This window comes from Williamsia limnetica, assembly GCF_003217475.1.
Classification (GTDB): domain Bacteria; phylum Actinomycetota; class Actinomycetes; order Mycobacteriales; family Mycobacteriaceae; genus Williamsia; species Williamsia limnetica.
Genome location: NZ_QJSP01000003.1, coordinates 298,882 through 316,001, shown reverse-complemented (window position 1 = coordinate 316,001; position 17,120 = coordinate 298,882). Strand labels below are relative to the sequence as shown.

The following is a 17,120-nucleotide window of genomic DNA, read 5'->3' as shown; positions in this document are numbered from 1 at the left end:
CTCAGTGCCCGGCTGCGGTGAGCGCGGTGTCGGTGACCGTACGGCCGAGTTCGATCATGTCCTTGGCCCGATGGAAGTCGAGGGTGCGAGCGGCGTCGGCGGGCACGCTGATGAGCACGTCGGGCGGCAGCCCCGCCATCCGGTAGCGGGAGACCAGGCCCTGCATCGCCTCCACCGACAGGCCGGTGACCTCCGTCAGCCGCAGGTCGGTGGGTAGGGCCTGCATGCCCGTGTCGTCCTTCGCCGGCTCCCTGGCGAGCGCCTCGTCACGGCCGGTGACACCGGAGACGGTCTTACGCAGACGCTCGCGCCACTCCTCGAATCGCTGCGGTGCCGCGGACTCCTTCATCGGGGTCGCGGACTCGCGCGGACTACGCGGGCCCAGCAGCGACACGGCGATCGTCAGGTCGACGGGCACCGCGGCGGTCGGCTCGATCGGGATGGGATTCATGAGACCGCCGTCGACGAGCAGTCGGCCGTTGATCATCACCGGCGTGAACAGGCCGGGGATGGCGATCGAGGCGCGGACGGCGGACAGCAGGGGACCGCGCTGGAACCACACCTCACGCCGGGCGACCAGATCGGTGGCGACCGCGGTGAACGGGATCGGCAGATCCTCTATCTGCAGGCCGGAGAACAAGTCCGCCATCTCTGCGAGCAGGCGGTCGGCGGTGATCGCGCCCGGAGCCGACCACTTGGGATCCATCAGTCGCAACACGTCTCGCTGGCTCAACCGAGTGGCCCACGCCGCGAAGTCGTCGATCCGGCCTGCCGCGGTGAGACCACCCACCAGTGCGCCCATCGACGATCCGGCGATGGTGACGATGTCGAACCCGCGAGCGCGTAGTTCTTCGACGACACCGATGTGTGCGTAGCCACGAGCACCACCCGAGCCGAGGGCAAGGGCCACGCGCAGTGAGGACGGCACGTGGTCCAGACTAGATGCAACCCCGGACGCCGGGTGACCGGGAAGGATCGACGTGCCGAAACGTAGTGCCGGATTGCTGCTGTTCCGTCAGAGCGCCACCGCGACAGAGGTGTTGATCGCGCATCCCGGCGGTCCTTTCTGGGCACGAAAGGACGACGGGGCCTGGTCGATTCCGAAAGGTGAGTACGGCGACGACGAGGATCCGCTGGTTGCCGCCCGCCGGGAGTTCGTCGAAGAACTCGGGCTCGACGTACCGGCAGGTGAGGTCATCGAACTCGGTGAGGTCAAGCAGTCCGGCGGAAAGCTGGTCATCGCCTTCGCCATCGAAGCAGACCTCGACATCACCGACTCGGTGAGCAACACCTTCGAGATGGAGTGGCCGCCGAAATCCGGGAAGATGGCGGCATTTCCGGAAGTCGATCGGGTCGCGTGGTTCGATCTCGATACGGCCCGGATCAAACTCAACAAGGTACAGCGAGATTTCCTCGATCGCTTGGTGGCCGCGTCGGCCGAATGAACCGATGCGGGATCAGGGTTTGGCTGCGAAAACGGCTCGGTACCAGATGCCCGCGATGGTCTCGATGGCCGTCTCGTCGTCGATCGGACCACCCGCCAACTCGCCGCCTGCGACCATCGAGGTCCAGCAGTAGGAGTCCAGCATCGAGATCAACGCAGACGCCAGCGCATCGTGGTCCAGATCCACCTTGTGACCGGACTTCTCGAGTTGCGCTATACCGGAGATGATGCTGCGAAAGCCGACAGCCCTATTCTCCCGCCAGCGCCGGGCGAACGACTCCTCGGTCATCGACAAGTGAAAGACGCCAACGAGTTCCGGCAGATACTTGCGGTACGCGGCGAAGTAAGCAGCGACCGCAGTCCGGATGGTGGCATAGGGATCGTGGGTTTTCGCCTGCAGGCTGACGTCGAGGACCTCGGCCGAGAACAGGTCGAGCAACGATTCGAGTAGTTGCTCTTTGCTGTCGTAGTAGTTGTAGAACGATCCGGCCGATCGTCCCGCGGCCTCGGTGATGTCAGAGATCTTCGTGCGAAAGTACCCCTTCTTCGCAAAGACTTCGCGCGCCGCCTCTTGCAGGGCAGCCTCGGTACGCTGCCCTTTGGCCCGCATCGCCATTGCCATCACCTCGTTCGTCTCGGGTTCCATCGGCCGCGACCGGGGGAATGACGCGTGCCGACGACGTCGGTTGTTCATCCTCGCAGACGATTCGCTGAATCCGGTGCCACAGATTTGAATCTGAATATAGTATCAGTTTCGGTTCGACTGGGAGATCGCTGTGTCGTGAAGGGGCTGTTGGTCAATGGAGAGTTTTGTCCAGGTACGCAGTGGGGACACACCGCGCCGGATCCACCGAGGTCTCGACGGACTGAAAGACGACGAGATGGGCCGGTCGGGATTCACCGGTCGCACCGCCCACCTGTACCGGCGAAACGATCCGACCCGATATCGCGTCGAAGGGACTCTGATCGGTGCGGATGTCTCGACCGCCCTCCTGGAACCGACGGATCTGCGCGACCCCGGGGGTGAGTCGTTGTTGCTGCTGAGCAACGACGACTGCCGGATCTTCCTGAGCAGGCGGAAGGAGGCCGCGCCGTTCTGGACCCGCAACGTCGACGGCGACGAACTCCACTTCGTCCACGAGGGCAACGGCTGTTTCGAGACCGAGTTCGGCCGCCTGGACTACCGTCCCGGTGACTTCGTCTACCTGCCGAAATCGACCACCTACCGTCAGATTCCGGACAACCCGTCGCACCTGCTCGTGATCGAGTCGACCGACGAATTCCGCGTTCCGGATGCGGGGGTGCTCGGCCGTCACCACCCGTTCGACTCCTCGCTGGTCCGGATACCGGAGGCAGAGGTGTTCGACGATCCGGAGCGTGATGAGTTCGAGGTGCGGCTGCGGCATCGGCAGGGGCGTACCTCGCTGTTCTACGAGTTCCATCCGTTGGACGTCGCCGGCTGGAAAGGTGACAATTTCCCGTTCGCGTACAACCTCGACGACTATGACGTGATCACCTCCGATGACGTGCATCTGCCACCGACAGTGCACCTGTTCATGCAGGCGACCGGTGTCTACGTGATGAACTTCCTGCCCCGGCCGGCCGAGGGGAAGCCGGGCGTCGAACGAATGCCCTGGTACCACCGCAACGTCGACTACGACGAGGTCGCTTTCTACCACGGCGGCAACGTCTTCGGTATCGACATGCCAGCGGGTCTGCTCTCCCACGCACCGCAGGGCATCCACCACGGCGCGCCTGAAGGGGCCCGCGCGCGAGCGCGCAGGAGGGCTGACATCGATGATCGGGTGGAGTGGAAGATCATCTCCATCGACACCCGCCGTCGGCTGCAGCCGAGCGCTGCGTTGGTCGAGGCCATGGCGGCAGCCGCCACAGAAGAGGTGCATCCGTGAGTGAAAAGTACAGCCGCAAAACCTATCTGATCGTCTTCGAAGACTCTTCAACTTATCGGGACACGTACGGGGGAGTCGGTTCCCACGTCTCGCTGGAAGCGCAGATCCTCACCCCGGACACCCCGTCCGACACGGTGCTGGTGTTCATGCACCCGATCGGCGGCGGCGCCTGGCTGCCGATGACCAACGCACTCGCCCGGGCGGGACACCACGTCATCTACTGCAACAGCCGGTACCGAGGGGTCGACAGCGCACTGAACATGGAGAAGGTGGTCGAAGACCTGGGAGCCTGCGTCGCCGACGCCCGACATCGTCTGGGGTACCGCAACGTGGTGCTGGCCGGATGGAGCGGTGGGGGAGCGTTGTCCCTCTACTACCAGCAGCAGGCGCGCAACCCGACGGTCACCCAGTCACCGGCCGGCGACGGACCCGACCTGACCACCCTCGGACTGTCGCCTGCGGACGGGATGTTGCTGCTGGCAGCGCATGTGAGCAGGCACGGCACCCTGACCGAGTGGATGGACCCCGCGGTCCTCGACGAGAACGATCCGGACGTACGCGATCCCGAGCTCGACCTCTACGATCCGGCGAACCCCAATCAGCCGCCGTACAGCGCGGAGTTCGTCACCAGATATCGACAGGCGCAGATCGACAGAAACCGACGGATCACCAAGTGGGTCAAGCAAACTCTCGACGATCTGGCAGCGTCGGGCCGTCCGCAGGAGGAACGCGGATTCGTCACCCACGGCACCATGGCGGACCCGCGCTGGCTGGATCCGGCCCTGGACCCCAACGACCGCCAACCGGGAACCTGCTATCTCGGCGATCCCCGGGTGGTGAACATGGGGCCGGTCGGACTCGCCCGATTCAGCACGCTGCGGAGTTGGCTGTCGCAGTGGAGCTACGACGATGCCCTCGCCGACGGACCCCGCTGCGCCGCCGATGTCGGGGTGCCGACCCTGGTGATCGGCAACTCGGCCGATGACGCCTGCACGCCGAGTCATACCCGACGCCTGTTCGACGCGGTGGGGCACGCGGACAAGACGATGGTGACCATCGCCGGCGCCACGCACTACTACGGCGGGCCGGACCAGCGTCCCCAGTTAAACGAGGCAGTCGGCGTGGTCACCGGATGGCTCCGCGACCGTGGCTGGGCGAGAGATCCGGTCGGCAGCTGAGTACGATCACCGGATGTCCGCGAATCGGCCGAGCGATCATCGGCCGCATGCCTGTGACGGCGCACTGCACGAGGCCTTTGCGTTTCTCGGCAAGCGCTGGAACGGCGTCTTGCTCGGAACGTTGATGCACGGTCCGGCGGGCTTCGTCGACTTGCGTGCGGGAGTCGGTGGGATCAGTGACTCGGTGCTCTCCAGCCGTCTCTCTGAACTCGCCGGCGCCGGATTGATCGAGCGGCTCGTGGCGCCGGGCCCTCCGATGTCGGTGTCGTATCGACTGAGCCCGGCCGGAGAGCGCCTGATGCCCATCCTCGAAGATCTCACCACCTGGTCGTCGGAGAACCTGCCCCGCTGCACCGACCGCTGACGCCTGCGCCCGCCGAGCGCCGAATCACTCGGGTAAGGCCCGAGATACTTTGCGCAGCAACGTGATCAGCGTCGTCCGCTCTTCTGGGCTCAGTGATTCCAGGATCTTGGTGTCGCGAGCCAGTCGGCGAGGAAATTGGGTGTCGACGAGCTCGCGGCCGGCCTCGGTGAGCTCGAGCAGTACCACTCGGCCGTCACGGTCCGATTTCCGTCTGCGGACCAGGCCGATGTCGGACAAACGTTCGGTCAGTTTGGTGATCGAGGCGCCGCTGAGCATGGTCGTCGAGACGACTTCGCTGGCTCGCAGTGGCCGCGTCGCCCTCGCGAGAGCGCCGAGCACGTCGAACTCCGAGCGACCGATGGAATGCGCCTCGAGGTCGCGGTCGAGAGAATGCGTCAGTGCCGACGCAATGCGGTTGATGCGGCCGAGCACCTCGACGGGGGTGGTGTCGAGGTCGGGGTACGCCTGCGCCCACTCGCGGCCGATTCGCTCGACGATGTCGTTCGGGGCGCTGTCTGACGTCACCCGGCCATCGTAACGGTCCACCGGCATTTAGTTCACTAGTAAAATAGTGATAAATTACTTTCGTGCCCACAATCAACACCCTGGTGCCCGCCACGTCTGCACTGTCCGAACAGGCTCGCCGCAGCGGCTCGGCGCTGCGCCATGTCTGCGCGCCGCGCACCTGGTGGAACGCCGCTGTGACGTTCAATCGCGGTGGCACCGCGATCGCGCCCGCTATACGCGTGGGGGTCGCGGTCGGCCTCGTCCTCGTCGTGGGCGGCCTGCTCGGTCATCGAGACCTCGCCGGATTCGCAGCTCTGGGCGCGCTGACCTCGGCGTTCTGCAGGGCCGACCCATACCGCGTCCGGCTTCCGAGGTTGTTGGTCGTCGGTGGGTCAGTGGTGCTCTATGTCGTATTCGGGGCGATCCTCGGTGCGTCGGGATCGTCGACCGCAGTGCAGGTCGGCGCGATCTCATTGGCGGCCGGGGTGGCCGCGCTGCTCGTATCGGCTGTCCGTCTCATGGGGCCGGGCGCGGTGGTGCTGATCTTCGCCGCCACCGGTGCGGCCGGTTTCGCGACGACGGCGGCCGATGTCGGACGTCTGGCAGGCGCGGCGATCATCGGAGCCCTGTTCGGGATCGCGGCCTCGCTCGCCCCGTGGGCGAAGGACGCGCTCTTCGGTGACGACCATCATCGGATCGCCGAACGCGTCAGCGTGTTCACCGAGCTACGTGGAGGCTGCAATCGGCGTCTGCTCTGGCGATCGACGCGAATCGTCGCCGCCTGCGCGGTCGCGGCCACCATCGCCGTGGCTGCGGGCTTGCAACACCCCATGTGGGCAGCCATGGGTGCGCTGGCGAGTCTGCAGGGCATCGACTACCACGCGACCGTCAACCGTGGCGTGCAGCGGTTACTGGGGAATGTGGTCGGCGCTGCGGTCGCGATCGCGCTGCTGGCGCTCCCACTGGGATATTGGGGTGCGGTCGCGCTGATCGTGCTGCTGCAGGTGGCCGCAGAGGTGCTGGCCACGGTGAACTACGCCTTGTGTTCCCTGGCGGTGACCCCGATGGCGTTGCTGCTCACCGGGCTCGGCGCAGGCTTGACCGCCGACGTCGCGCTCGATCGGGTGGCCGACACCGCAGTCGGTGTGGTGTGCGGTGTGCTGCTGGCGGCGTTGACGGTGGCGCATCACGAGGTCGCCGGTAGCGGACCGATCCCTGTGGTCAGCAGTTCGGCAAGCTCCAGGTAGGCCGACGAGTCATCCAGTCCGACAGCGTTTTTGATGCTGCGTTGCTGGATGCGCACCATGACCGACGTGGCGACATCGGCGACGAACGCGGCGTGGACGTCGCGCACATCACCGGCCGCGGCGCCCTCGATGATGAGATCGCGTACCCGGTCCGCCGCAGCCCTGGTGTTGTGTTCGTAGACATCTCGAGCCGGTGGATATCCGGCGAGGTCGTCCATGAACTGTTCGGATGCCGGGGCCAGCGCGGCCCCGACCGCCGTCAGATACGCCGTGAGGCGGGCGCGGGTTCCGTCCGCTGTTGCCACTGCCCCTTCTACCTCGGCGGTCGCGGCACGGAAGAAATGGACGGTGACCGCTTGGACGAGGTCGCCTTTGCTACCCGCCAGGGTGTAAAGGGTCGACTTCGAGCACCGCAACCGGGCGGCGATCTCGTCGAGAGTGAGGTGCGCGAACCCCTCGGACAGGAAAAGGCGCACAAGCGAGTCGAACAACTCGGCCCGGCGTGCGGTGGCGTGAACGCCTGGAGCGGTGGTCGGGACCATGGGGTAGATAGTACTGCTTGACGTCGTCCAGTACTGTGTTGAGTACTGAAGCTGGCGTGCCAGTACTGTCCCGCCGTGATGATCGAGGGAGATCGCGATGTCTGTCAATCGACTACTGCCTACCGAAGAAGCCCGTGACCTGGTGCAATTGGCGAGCGACGTTGCCGATAAGACCCTCAAGCCGATCGTCGACGAGTACGAGAAGGCCGAGAAGTATCCGGAGGAAGCCTTTGCCGTGCTCGGTCAGACCGGGTTGCTCAGCCTGCCGTACCCCGAGGAGTGGGGCGGGGGTGGCCAGCCGTACGAGGTGTACCTGCAAGTCCTCGAAGAGCTCGCGGCGCGCTGGGCCGCAGTGGCCGTGGCGGTGAGTGTGCACAGTCTGTCCTGCCATCCACTCATGATGTTCGGGACGGACGAGCAGAAGCAGCGATGGCTGCCGGAGATGCTCGGTGGCGAGAAGATCGGTGCCTACAGCCTGTCGGAGCCGCAGGCCGGTTCAGATGCCGCGGCCCTGAACTGCAAGGCGGAGGCCACGGGCGGCGGGTACCGGGTGACCGGAGCCAAAGCCTGGATCACCCACGGTGGCGTCGCGGACTTCTACAATCTTTTCGCGCGCACAGGCGAAGGATCCAAGGGAATTTCCTGCTTTCTGGTCCCCGGCGACACCGAGGGACTCACCTTCGGCAAGCCCGAAGAGAAGATGGGCCTGGCGGCGGTCCCGACGACATCTGCGCACTACGATGGAGCCTTCATCCCCGAGGAGCGTCGTATCGGAGGGGATGGTCAGGGACTGCAGATCGCCTTCAGCGCACTCGATTCCGGACGGCTGGGCATCGCCGCGGTCGCGGTCGGAATCGCCCAGGCCGCACTCGATGAAGCGGTCGCCTATGCAAAAGAGCGAAAAACATTCGGTAAGAAGATCATCGATCACCAGGGGCTGGGCTTCCTGCTCGCGGACATGGCTGCTGCAGTCGACTCCGCGCGTGCGACCTACCTCGATGCCGCGCGACGCCGCGACGCCGGACTGCCGTACTCCCGCAACGCATCGGTGGCGAAGCTGGTGGCCACCGACGCCGCCATGAAGGTCACCACCGACGCAGTCCAGGTCTTCGGTGGCTACGGATACACCAAGGACTTCCGCGTCGAGCGGCTCATGCGCGAAGCGAAGATCACCCAGATCTTCGAGGGAACGAACCAGATCCAGCGACTCGTCATCAGTCGATCGCTGGCGGGCTGACCTTCTCGACACGAACTCCGCACCGGTGGTCGCGCGGTTGTCAGGGGTGTAGCCCCACCAGATCACGTCGGTAGACCAGGGCGGCCGCGCCGGTGAGCGGCGCGGTCTCGGCAAGTCCTGCGTCGATGACCCGCACTCGCGAAACATAGTCCAGAGGGTGGCTGTTCACCACCTGCGCGATCATCGGTACGAGGTCGGGGGTGACCTGCGAGAACCCGCCGCCGATGGCCACCACGTCGGTCTCGACCAGCGCGCACGCACTACAGATCGCCTGGCCCACCGCCTCGGACACCCGTATCACGGCGCGTCGGGCAATCGGATCACCGTCGCGGTAGGCGGCGGCGAGTTCTTCTCCGGTGCGTCCGGTCCATCCCTGTGTATTTGCCCACGCGACCGTATGCGGCCCGGAGGCAACCGATTCCAGGGTGGTCCGGCTCCCGATGCTCAGCTCGCCGGTGAAGCCGGAAACCTGGATCTGCCCGATGTGCCCGGAGTTGCCCGCAAGAACTCGGCCGCCGGAGATGAAGCCACCGCCGATACCGGTGGAGATCACCATTCCCAGCAAGTTGTTCACCCCTGCTGCGTTGCCTCGCCAGTGGGCAGCCAGCACGATGGCCACGCCGTCGCGGTGGAAGTGGACGGGTTTGTCTCCCAGAGTTTCTCGGATGCGTTCCACGATCAGCGCTCGCAGCGGGTAGTCGCGCCACTGTGGAATGTTGATGGGGGAGAGTGTTCCCGCCTGTTCGTCGACAGGCCCGGCCGCCGCGATCCCGACGCCGATGATCGTCGCGCTCTCGGGTGCGTTGCTCAGCGCGTGGTCGACCACCGCAAGAACGGCAGCGTCGAGGTCCGTGGTCGAGGAACCTGCGCCTGTCGGAGCCCGGCTTCGCGTAGCGGCGAGTACCGCCCCGTCCGGGTCGACCAGAGCGGCTTCCACTTTCGTGCCACCGAGGTCGATCGCCAACACCAACTCATCTGCCACCGTTCCAGTGTAGTGGCCCCATCTCCACCACCTCCCGCAAACGCTCCACCTTTACAAAGCCGCTCCACAAATATGTGGAGCGGCTTTGTATTTGTGGAGCGTCTGATGGTTGTCCACAGTAGGCAAGCTATCCACAGCCCTCGATCTGAACGGCATGGATCCGGCAGGCGGGCGGAGTTGGTGCCCCAGGATCGGTCAGGTGGGGGAACACGAACTGACACCGGACGGGCTCATTCTGCGCCGCAACGCGCGTACGGCAGGCCTGAGCGACCACTCGCTCCAGGCAGCAACTCGGCACGGCACGCTGGAGAGGGTCTACTGGGGGATGTATCTGCCCAGTGGGTCGGCCGGAGAACTGCTGACTCGTGAACAGCGGCAACACCGCTACCGATACAAGGTTCTCGGAGCAGTCGACGCGGGGCGTGGCGACAAAGCGGTCAGCCATTGGTCGGCGGCAGCGCTGTGGGGAATGCCGATGCTGGGAGGTGATCTCGAGCGGGTGCATTTCACCGCCAACCGGACCGGTGGTGGTCGCGATCGAACTCGTGCCTGCACCCTTCATGCAACGCCCTGGCAGCCGGATGAGGTCATCGAACTGCCCGGACTCCTGGTGACGACACCGGCACGGACGGCGGTCGACATCAGTCGCGCCGGCACCTTCGAACAGGGAGTCTGCGCGTGTGACGCCGCGCTGCGCATGGGAGCGACGCGTCTCGAACTGGAGACCATCGTCGCTCGGGCCGGTCGACGAAAAGGCATCGACACTGCACGACGAGCGGTGGCATTCGCCGATGTCGCAGCGGAGAGCATCGGTGAGTCTTGGTCGCGCGCATTGATGTCCACCATGGGTGATATCCCGGTACTCGAGCTGCAACCGGAGATCCATGACTCGGACGGTGTCTTCGCGGCGCGAACCGACTTTCGCATCAAGGGCACACTGTTGGGCGAATTCGACGGGTACGACAAGTACATCCGCTACCTGAAGCCGGGTGAATCGCCTGCCGATGCGGTCTACCGGGAGAAACGACGCGAGGAGCGTCTGAACGAACTGGGGTTCACCGTCGCTCGGTGGGGCTGGGACGATCTGATGAACCCCGACCGGTTGCGCCGGATCCTGCGCAACGGCCTGCGCAGAGCGGGATACGCCTAGGCCCACCCGTAAACGCTCCACAACTACAAAGACGCTCCACAAATATGTGGAGCGCCTTCGTATTTGTGGAGCGTTTGGGAGGGGCGGGGGATTACAGCCGCTCGATGATGGTGGCGTTGGCGAGACCGCCTGCCTCACACATCGTCTGAAGACCGTAGCGTCCGCCGGTCTGTTCCAGCGCGTTGACCAGGGTGGTCATGATGCGGGCTCCGCTCGCCCCTAGCGGGTGGCCCAGTGCGATGGCGCCGCCGTTGACGTTCGTCTTCGCAAGGTCGGCGCCGGTGTCCTTGGCCCAGGCCAGCACCACGGGGGAGAACGCCTCGTTGACCTCGAACAGGTCGATGTCGGAGATCGACAACCCGGCCCGGGCGAGCACCTTCTGGGTTGCCGGGATGACGCCGGTGAGCATGTAGATCGGATCGGAACCGACGACGGAGAAGCTGTGCAGACGGGCGAGCGGCGTGAGGCCGAGTTCTTTGGCCTTGGTGCTGCTCATGATCAGCACTGCGGCACTGCCGTCGGAGAGCGGACTCGAGTTGGCTGCGCTGATCCGCCAGTCGATCTGCGGAAACCGCTCCTTCATCGCCGGGTTGTAGAAGGCCGGCTTGAGCGCTGCGAGCTTGTCGACGGTCCCGCCCGGACGGATCATCTCGTCGGAGGTCAGACCCGCGAGCGGCACGATCTCGTTGTCGAACCGGCCCGCTTTGGTCGCCGCTGTCGCCTTGTCATGGCTCGAGATGGCGAACTCGTCGAGTTCGGTACGGGAGAATCCCCAGTCGGCTGCAATCAATTCGGCGCTGTATCCCTGTGGGATGAAACCTTCGGGGTAGCGCTGCGCGAGTGCTTCGCCGAACGGGTTCGCGCCCGGACGGACGTCGGACATCATCGGAACCCGGCTCATCGACTCGACGCCGGCGGCGATGACGATGTCTTGAACACCCGACATCACGGCTTGCGCCGCAAACGAGATGGCCTGCTGGCTCGATCCGCACTGACGGTTCACCGTGGTCGCAGGCACCGATTCGGGAAAGCCTGCGGCCAGCACAGCGTTGCGGCTGATGTTCTGGCCCTGTTCATCCGCTTGGGTGACGTTGCCGGTGATGACGTCGTCGACCAGCGCGGGGTCTATGCCCGTCTGTGCCACCAGCGCCTTCAGGCTGTGGGCCAACATGTCGACGGGATGAACGCCGTTGAGACCACCACCCGCAACTCTCGGTCCAGCTCCGCCTTCGGCTTCGTGTCCTGCATTCCCCTTACCGATCGGAGTGCGCACTGCTCCGACGATGACTGCATCGACGATCTGACTCATCACTGCCTCCTGTTTGCTGGCTATGGTTAATAGAAGTCAGCGTACCGCTCTGATATTCCCGATCACCATCGATCCCGGTCGTCGGGGGTGGTGGCCGGTAGTGTGTCCTGCGTGGTGCGACTTCCGAATCTGATGACCGGTCCCAGGCTCCTGACCAGTGCCGCCACCGCCGGAGTCGCGCTTGCCGCGGCCGGCGCGACCGCGGGGGGTGAGGTCTATCGGGCAATGGGGGCGCCCAAAGATCTTGTGCTCTCGCACATCAGCGCGTCGCCGCGTCAGACGGGTGGCACGTTCGGGAATGTCGAACCGGCGACCCCGATAGAAGGTGACCGGGCCGCGGCGCTGGCGATGTTGCGCCGCGGGGACATCGGCAAGCCGAAAACGCCGTTGCACTTCGACGTCGCCCCGCTTCCGCAGCATGCCGCCGACCTCGCGGCGACGTGGTTCGGGCATGCGTCGGTGCTGGTCGAACTCGACGGTCGACGCATTCTCACCGATCCGGTGTGGAGTAAACGATGCTCACCGTCCAGCATTGTCGGTCCGGCCCGCATGCATCCGGTGCCGCACTCCCTCTCAGAACTGCCTTCGCTCGACGTCATCCTGATCAGCCACGACCACTACGACCACCTGGACACCGCAACGGTCCGCAAACTCGCGGTTCTGCATCCGGAGGCGATGTTCGTGGCGCCGATCGGTGTCGGCGCCCATCTGGAGTACTGGGGAATCGCCCCCGAGCGAATCCGTGAGGCCGACTGGGGTGAATCGATCACCGTCGGTGATCTCACATTCAACTGCTGCCCGGCGCGGCACTTCTCGGGCCGCGGATTGCAACGTAACACCACGCAGTGGGCGAGTTGGGCCGTCGCGGGGCCGAACAACAACTTCTTCTTCTCCGGCGACTCCGGTATCACCGACGCCTTCGCAGAGGTCGGTGCCTCGTACGGTCCGTTCGGCCTGACGCTCATCGCGATCGGCGCGTACGACAGGCTCTGGCCCGACATCCACCTCAACCCGGAAGAAGCAGTCGAGGTCCACCGGATGCTCAACGGGGACAAGCTCTCCGAGTCGCTGCTGCTGCCGATCCACTGGGCGACCTTCAATCTCGCGCTCCACGAGTGGGCTGATCCGGTTCAGCGACTGCTGCCCGCGGCCCAGGCGCTTCAGATCCCGGTGATCACGCCGATGCCCGGCGCCCACTTCGACGTCAGCTCACGCACCGGACCCGGATTCGACAGCCAGTCGTGGTGGGAGATCGCCGCATGACCGCCCTCGGTGAGGTCCACGTCGCCACCGGACTGACCAGCGCCCAGGTCGCCGAGCGGGTGGCGGCCGGACAGGTCAACGTCCTCCCGGATCGATCTGGGCGGACGGTCGGCCAGATCGTCCGCGCCAACGTGTTCACGCGCATCAACGCCATCCTCGGCGTGCTGTTCATCATCGTCATGAGCACGGGCTCGATCATCAACGGCGCCTTCGGGCTGCTGATCATCGCGAACAGCGGTATCGGCATCATCCAGGAGATCCGGGCGAAGCGGACCCTCGACGCCCTCGCGATCGTCGGCCAGACCAGGCCGATGGTGCGGCGCGATGGTGTGGCGGCGGAGATCGCACCGGGGGAGGTCGTCCTCGACGACATCATCGAGCTGGGCCCGGGCGACCAGATCGTCGTCGACGGTGACACCGTCGAATCGGCGTCCCTCGACATCGACGAGTCGCTGCTCACCGGCGAAGCGGATGCGGTGGACAAGTCGCCGGGCGACCACATCATGTCGGGCAGTTTCGTCGTCTCCGGATCGGGCGCCTATCGGGCAACCAAGGTCGGCCGAGACGCCTACGCAGCTCAATTGGCCGAAGAGGCAAGCAAGTTCACGCTTGTCGACTCGGAATTGCGCAGCGGTATCGACAAGATCCTCAAGATCATCACCTGGTTGTTGATCCCGGCCGGGCTCCTGACGATCATCAACCAACTGTTCATCAGTGACAACGGCATCAAGGCGTCGTTGCTGGGCATGGTGGCGGCCCTGGTTCCGATGGTCCCCGAGGGACTGGTACTGATGACGACCATCGCCTTCGCGGTCGGTGTTGTCAGGCTGGGCCGGCGGCAGTGCCTGGTGAACGAACTGCCTGCCATCGAGGGTCTGGCCCGGGTGAACGTCGTCTGTGCCGACAAGACCGGAACGCTGACCGAGAACGGCATGCGCCTGTCCGAACTCGTTGTGGTGCACGGCGAGAAGGCCGATCTCGAGGAGGCACTCGCGGCGCTGGCAGCGCACGATCCGCGTCCGAACGCCAGTGTGCAGGCGATGGCGGAGGCCTTTCCGGAAGCCCCCGAGTGGACCTCCACCCACATCGCGCCGTTCACATCGGCCAAGAAATGGAGCGGGATCTCCTTCGCCGACAGCTCGTCCGGTGCCGATCGCGGTAACTGGCTGCTCGGTGCCCCCGACATGCTGCTCGACCCGGAAGGGGACACCGCTGCCCGCGCCACCGAGCTCGGGGCAGGTGGGCTGCGGGTGCTGCTGCTCGCTTCGACCGACGTCCCGGTCGACTCCGAGGCCGTCGGCCTCAGCGCCCCCGGCACGGTCACCGCGCGTGCGTTGATAGCCCTGGAACAGCGCGTCCGGCCGGACGCGGGTGAAACCCTCGACTACTTCGCCTCGCAGAATGTCGCGGTGAAGGTCATCTCGGGCGACAACGCGGTCTCGGTCGGGGCCGTGGCGGGTTCCCTAGGCCTCGGTACGGTCGACGACGCGGTGGACGCGCGCAACCTGCCGAGCGAGCAGGGCCCACTTGCCGACGTTCTCGAGAGCCACACCACCTTCGGTCGGGTTCGCCCCGACCAGAAGCGGGCGATGGTGGGGGCGCTGCAGTCTCGCGGCAACACGGTCGCGATGACCGGCGACGGCGTCAACGACGTGCTGGCCCTCAAAGACGCCGACATCGGCGTCGCGATGGGGTCGGGCAGCTCGGCGAGCCGGTCGGTGGCGCAGATCGTCCTGCTCGACAATCGCTTCGCGACCCTGCCGTATGTGGTCGGTGAAGGCCGCCGGGTGATCGGCAACATCGAACGGGTCTCCAACCTGTTCCTCACCAAGACCGTCTACGCGGTGCTCCTCGCGCTGATGATCGGGATCGCCGGGGTCGCGGGCAAGATCTTCGGCTTCACCCCGATCTCGTATCCCTTCCAGCCGATCCACGTCACCATCTCGGCGTGGTTCACGATCGGTATCCCGGCCTTCATCCTCTCGCTCGCACCGAACAACGAACGTGCCCGTACCGGCTTCGTCGGTCGGGTCCTGCGGCTGGCGATCCCGTCCGGCATCGTCATCGCCGTCTGCACCTTCGTCGCCTACGCGATCGTCTACCCGGGCGGTGGCGGGGTGGAGCTGGGCAGCAAGGATTCGGTCGACATGACACCCGATCAGATGCAGGCCGCGACCACCGCGCTGATCACCTTGATCGCCATCTCCCTGTGGGTGCTGGCTGTGGTCGCTCGGCCGTACAACTGGTGGAAGATTCTGCTGATCGCGGGTTCGGCCCTGGCCTATGTGCTGATCTTCAGCCTCCCGTTCACCCAGGAGCTGTTCAAACTCGACCCCACCGATTGGGCCAAGACGAGTGTCGCCCTGATCGCCTCGGCAATCGGCATCGCCGCCGTGGAGGTGCTCTGGCGACTGAATCCCGTCATCGCGAGCTGGTCAAGTAGGCTGGACTCCCGATCTTCAGAGCACGACACCGTCGAAGCAGCACGTTCGGACGGGTAACCAGAAGGAGGATCCCATGGATCTCAAAGGCCTGATCAACAAGGGCAAGTCGACCCTGAGCAAGAACACCAAAATCATCGACCAGGGTGCCGACGCGGTCAACAAAGCCACCAAGGGCAAGTACGCGGGCCAGGTCAGGAAGGGTGCGGACGCCGCCAAGAAGTTCGCGCAAGACGACAAGAAGAACCCGGGCCAGCAGCACTGATCGGTATCTGATCAAGAAGCTGGCCACAGCGCTGGTCGCGCCTGCAGTCGCACTGCTCGCGATCACCGCGTGTTCCACCGGCGACGACGACGGCCAGGCGCTGTCGTCGTCGCCGGCGGCGTCACAGGCCCAGTCCCCGTCGTCCCAGTCCCCGTCGTCCCAGTCCTCGTCCCGGCCCCCGGCGCCCTCGCCTGCCGAGCGCGGAGCGATCGTCTCGGAAGAGCCGTTCGAGGCCAGTGCCGATCTCGGCGCTGCCGGGACCTTGAGCCGCGTGGTCTACCGGTCGACCGCCGGATACGGGGGCGGGTTCGGTACCGAGGTCTCGGGCGTGATCGCGGTGCCCGAGGGTGATCCGCCGCCGGGCGGGTGGCCGATCGTCGCGCTGGGCCACGGCACGACAGGCGCCGATCCGAGCTGCGGTCCGTCCGACTATCCCGACCTCCTCGGCGAAGCCGGCAACGTGACCCGCCTGCTCAATCGTGGATTCGTTGTCGCCGCCAGTGACTACCAGGGGCTCGGGACCGCGGTGAGCAACCCCCGGCCGCATCCGTACCTCGAACCGAAAACCGTCGCCTTCAACATGATCGATGCGGTGCGCGCGGCCCGGAACATCGTCCCGAACACCTCCGATCGCTGGGCGGCCATCGGTGCGTCACAAGGCGGGCAAGCCGCCTGGGCGTCCGCGGAGGCCGCCGGTGACTACGGGCAGGGACTGGAATTCGTGGGAGCGGCTGCGCTGGCGCCCGCTGCCGACGTCTCACCGATCACGGCCGCCGGGGTCGACACCAAGTACACCGACGCCCAGAAGATCTTCATCCCGAACCTGGTCGCCGGGCTCCGCGAGGTGTACCCCGATCTGGATCCGAGTGACTACATGCGCGGCGGTCTCGCCGCGGGCGCTGATGTGTTCACTTCCTGCGGCCCGACGTCGACGGCGGATCGCTTCAGCGCCGCCATGTCGATCGCCCCCGGCGATGCGGCGATCGCAGACCAGGATGCCGCCGACAGGATTCGCGAGATCTTGCAAGGTGATGCCCTGCCCGCTCGCCGGGCGGACGGTCCGTTGTTCGTTGCCTATGGCGACCAGGACACCATCATATTGTCGGCCTGGACCACAGCGGCGCTACAACGTGCCTGCGCTGCGGGCGACGTCATCGAGGTCGTGCGCAAACCTGACGGTGGGCACACCAACCTCGGGGTCACCGGGACCGCCGTCGACTGGATCACTGACCGATTCGCGGACCAGCCTGCGCCCAATAGTTGCCCCGTCTGAGCGGACAC

17 protein-coding genes are annotated in these 17,120 nt (G+C 65.6%); 11 read left to right on the top strand and 6 right to left on the bottom strand.

Annotated features, from left to right (window positions below; all coding sequences use genetic code 11):
- Position 1: 1 nt before the first annotated feature.
- On the bottom strand, positions 2–928 hold the full coding sequence (locus tag DFR67_RS06555; RefSeq protein ID WP_245937769.1) for a patatin-like phospholipase family protein: 927 nt from the start codon (positions 926–928) through the stop codon (positions 2–4).
- 52 nt (positions 929–980) lie between these two features.
- Between DFR67_RS06555 and DFR67_RS06550 the strand changes: the two genes are divergently transcribed.
- On the top strand, positions 981–1,445 hold the full coding sequence (locus tag DFR67_RS06550) for an NUDIX hydrolase (protein WP_110468589.1): 465 nt from the start codon (positions 981–983) through the stop codon (positions 1,443–1,445).
- A gap of 12 nt (positions 1,446–1,457) precedes the next feature.
- Here DFR67_RS06550 and DFR67_RS06545 read toward each other — a convergent pair whose 3' ends face one another.
- Positions 1,458–2,090: a TetR/AcrR family transcriptional regulator gene (locus DFR67_RS06545; protein ID WP_245937768.1), complete on the bottom strand. Its 633-nt coding sequence runs from the start codon at positions 2,088–2,090 to the stop codon at positions 1,458–1,460.
- Between the two features lie 154 nt (positions 2,091–2,244).
- On the opposite strand from DFR67_RS06545, the gene DFR67_RS06540 reads away from it, so the two are divergent.
- From DFR67_RS06540 to DFR67_RS06530, 3 genes are read left to right on the top strand one after another with little or no spacing between them, the layout of a single operon-like run.
- Positions 2,245–3,354 carry a homogentisate 1,2-dioxygenase gene (locus DFR67_RS06540; protein WP_110468588.1) on the top strand — a complete coding sequence of 370 codons (1,110 nt, stop codon included), beginning with the start codon at positions 2,245–2,247 and terminating at the stop codon, positions 3,352–3,354.
- Complete coding sequence (locus tag DFR67_RS06535) at positions 3,351–4,532, top strand: alpha/beta fold hydrolase (RefSeq protein WP_110468587.1); 1,182 nt, start codon at positions 3,351–3,353, stop codon at positions 4,530–4,532. The genes DFR67_RS06540 and DFR67_RS06535 overlap by 4 nt, the downstream gene beginning before the upstream one ends.
- A gap of 13 nt (positions 4,533–4,545) precedes the next feature.
- A complete protein-coding gene (locus tag DFR67_RS06530) occupies positions 4,546–4,896 on the top strand; it encodes a winged helix-turn-helix transcriptional regulator (protein WP_110468765.1) in 351 nt (116 codons plus the stop codon).
- A 24-nt stretch (positions 4,897–4,920) separates the two neighbouring features.
- Here DFR67_RS06530 and DFR67_RS06525 read toward each other — a convergent pair whose 3' ends face one another.
- Positions 4,921–5,448, bottom strand: coding sequence for a MarR family winged helix-turn-helix transcriptional regulator (locus DFR67_RS06525; protein ID WP_110468586.1), 528 nt, complete (start codon positions 5,446–5,448; stop codon positions 4,921–4,923).
- A gap of 35 nt (positions 5,449–5,483) precedes the next feature.
- Between DFR67_RS06525 and DFR67_RS06520 the strand changes: the two genes are divergently transcribed.
- On the top strand, positions 5,484–6,650 hold the full coding sequence (locus DFR67_RS06520; RefSeq protein ID WP_245937767.1) for an FUSC family protein: 1,167 nt from the start codon (positions 5,484–5,486) through the stop codon (positions 6,648–6,650).
- On the opposite strand, the gene DFR67_RS06515 is transcribed toward DFR67_RS06520, so the two are convergent.
- Positions 6,590–7,192: a TetR/AcrR family transcriptional regulator gene (locus DFR67_RS06515; RefSeq protein WP_110468585.1), complete on the bottom strand. Its 603-nt coding sequence runs from the start codon at positions 7,190–7,192 to the stop codon at positions 6,590–6,592. The two genes, DFR67_RS06520 and DFR67_RS06515, sit on opposite strands and share 61 nt — an antisense overlap.
- A 97-nt stretch (positions 7,193–7,289) precedes the next feature.
- Here DFR67_RS06515 and DFR67_RS06510 point away from each other — a divergent pair, with 97 nt between their 5' ends.
- Positions 7,290–8,429 (top strand): acyl-CoA dehydrogenase family protein, encoded by a 1,140-nt coding sequence (locus DFR67_RS06510; protein ID WP_110468584.1) that lies wholly within the window; start codon positions 7,290–7,292, stop codon positions 8,427–8,429.
- 40 nt (positions 8,430–8,469) lie between these two features.
- Here DFR67_RS06510 and DFR67_RS06505 read toward each other — a convergent pair whose 3' ends face one another.
- Positions 8,470–9,411, bottom strand: coding sequence for an ROK family protein (locus tag DFR67_RS06505; protein WP_110468583.1), 942 nt, complete (start codon positions 9,409–9,411; stop codon positions 8,470–8,472).
- Positions 9,412–9,610: 199 nt separating this feature from the next.
- On the opposite strand from DFR67_RS06505, the gene DFR67_RS06500 reads away from it, so the two are divergent.
- Entirely contained in the window at positions 9,611–10,561 is a 951-nt protein-coding gene (locus DFR67_RS06500; protein ID WP_110468582.1) for a hypothetical protein, read from the top strand.
- A 91-nt stretch (positions 10,562–10,652) separates the two neighbouring features.
- On the opposite strand, the gene DFR67_RS06495 is transcribed toward DFR67_RS06500, so the two are convergent.
- Positions 10,653–11,870, bottom strand: a complete 1,218-nt coding sequence (locus DFR67_RS06495) for a thiolase family protein (protein ID WP_110468581.1) — start codon at positions 11,868–11,870, stop codon at positions 10,653–10,655.
- 132 nt (positions 11,871–12,002) lie between these two features.
- Between DFR67_RS06495 and DFR67_RS06490 the strand changes: the two genes are divergently transcribed.
- Genes DFR67_RS06490 through DFR67_RS06475 form a run of 4 tightly spaced genes read left to right on the top strand, consistent with a single transcriptional unit; the run spans position 12,003 to position 17,112 of the window.
- On the top strand, positions 12,003–13,133 hold the full coding sequence (locus DFR67_RS06490) for an MBL fold metallo-hydrolase (protein ID WP_110468763.1): 1,131 nt from the start codon (positions 12,003–12,005) through the stop codon (positions 13,131–13,133).
- Positions 13,130–15,634: a cation-translocating P-type ATPase gene (locus DFR67_RS06485; RefSeq protein WP_110468580.1), complete on the top strand. Its 2,505-nt coding sequence runs from the start codon at positions 13,130–13,132 to the stop codon at positions 15,632–15,634. The genes DFR67_RS06490 and DFR67_RS06485 overlap by 4 nt, the downstream gene beginning before the upstream one ends.
- Positions 15,635–15,650: 16 nt before the next feature.
- Complete coding sequence (locus DFR67_RS06480; protein WP_110468579.1) at positions 15,651–15,839, top strand: Rv0909 family putative TA system antitoxin; 189 nt, start codon at positions 15,651–15,653, stop codon at positions 15,837–15,839.
- Entirely contained in the window at positions 15,778–17,112 is a 1,335-nt protein-coding gene (locus DFR67_RS06475) for a lipase family protein (protein ID WP_245937766.1), read from the top strand. Before DFR67_RS06480 ends, DFR67_RS06475 begins: the two co-directional genes overlap by 62 nt.
- Positions 17,113–17,120 lie beyond the last annotated feature (8 nt).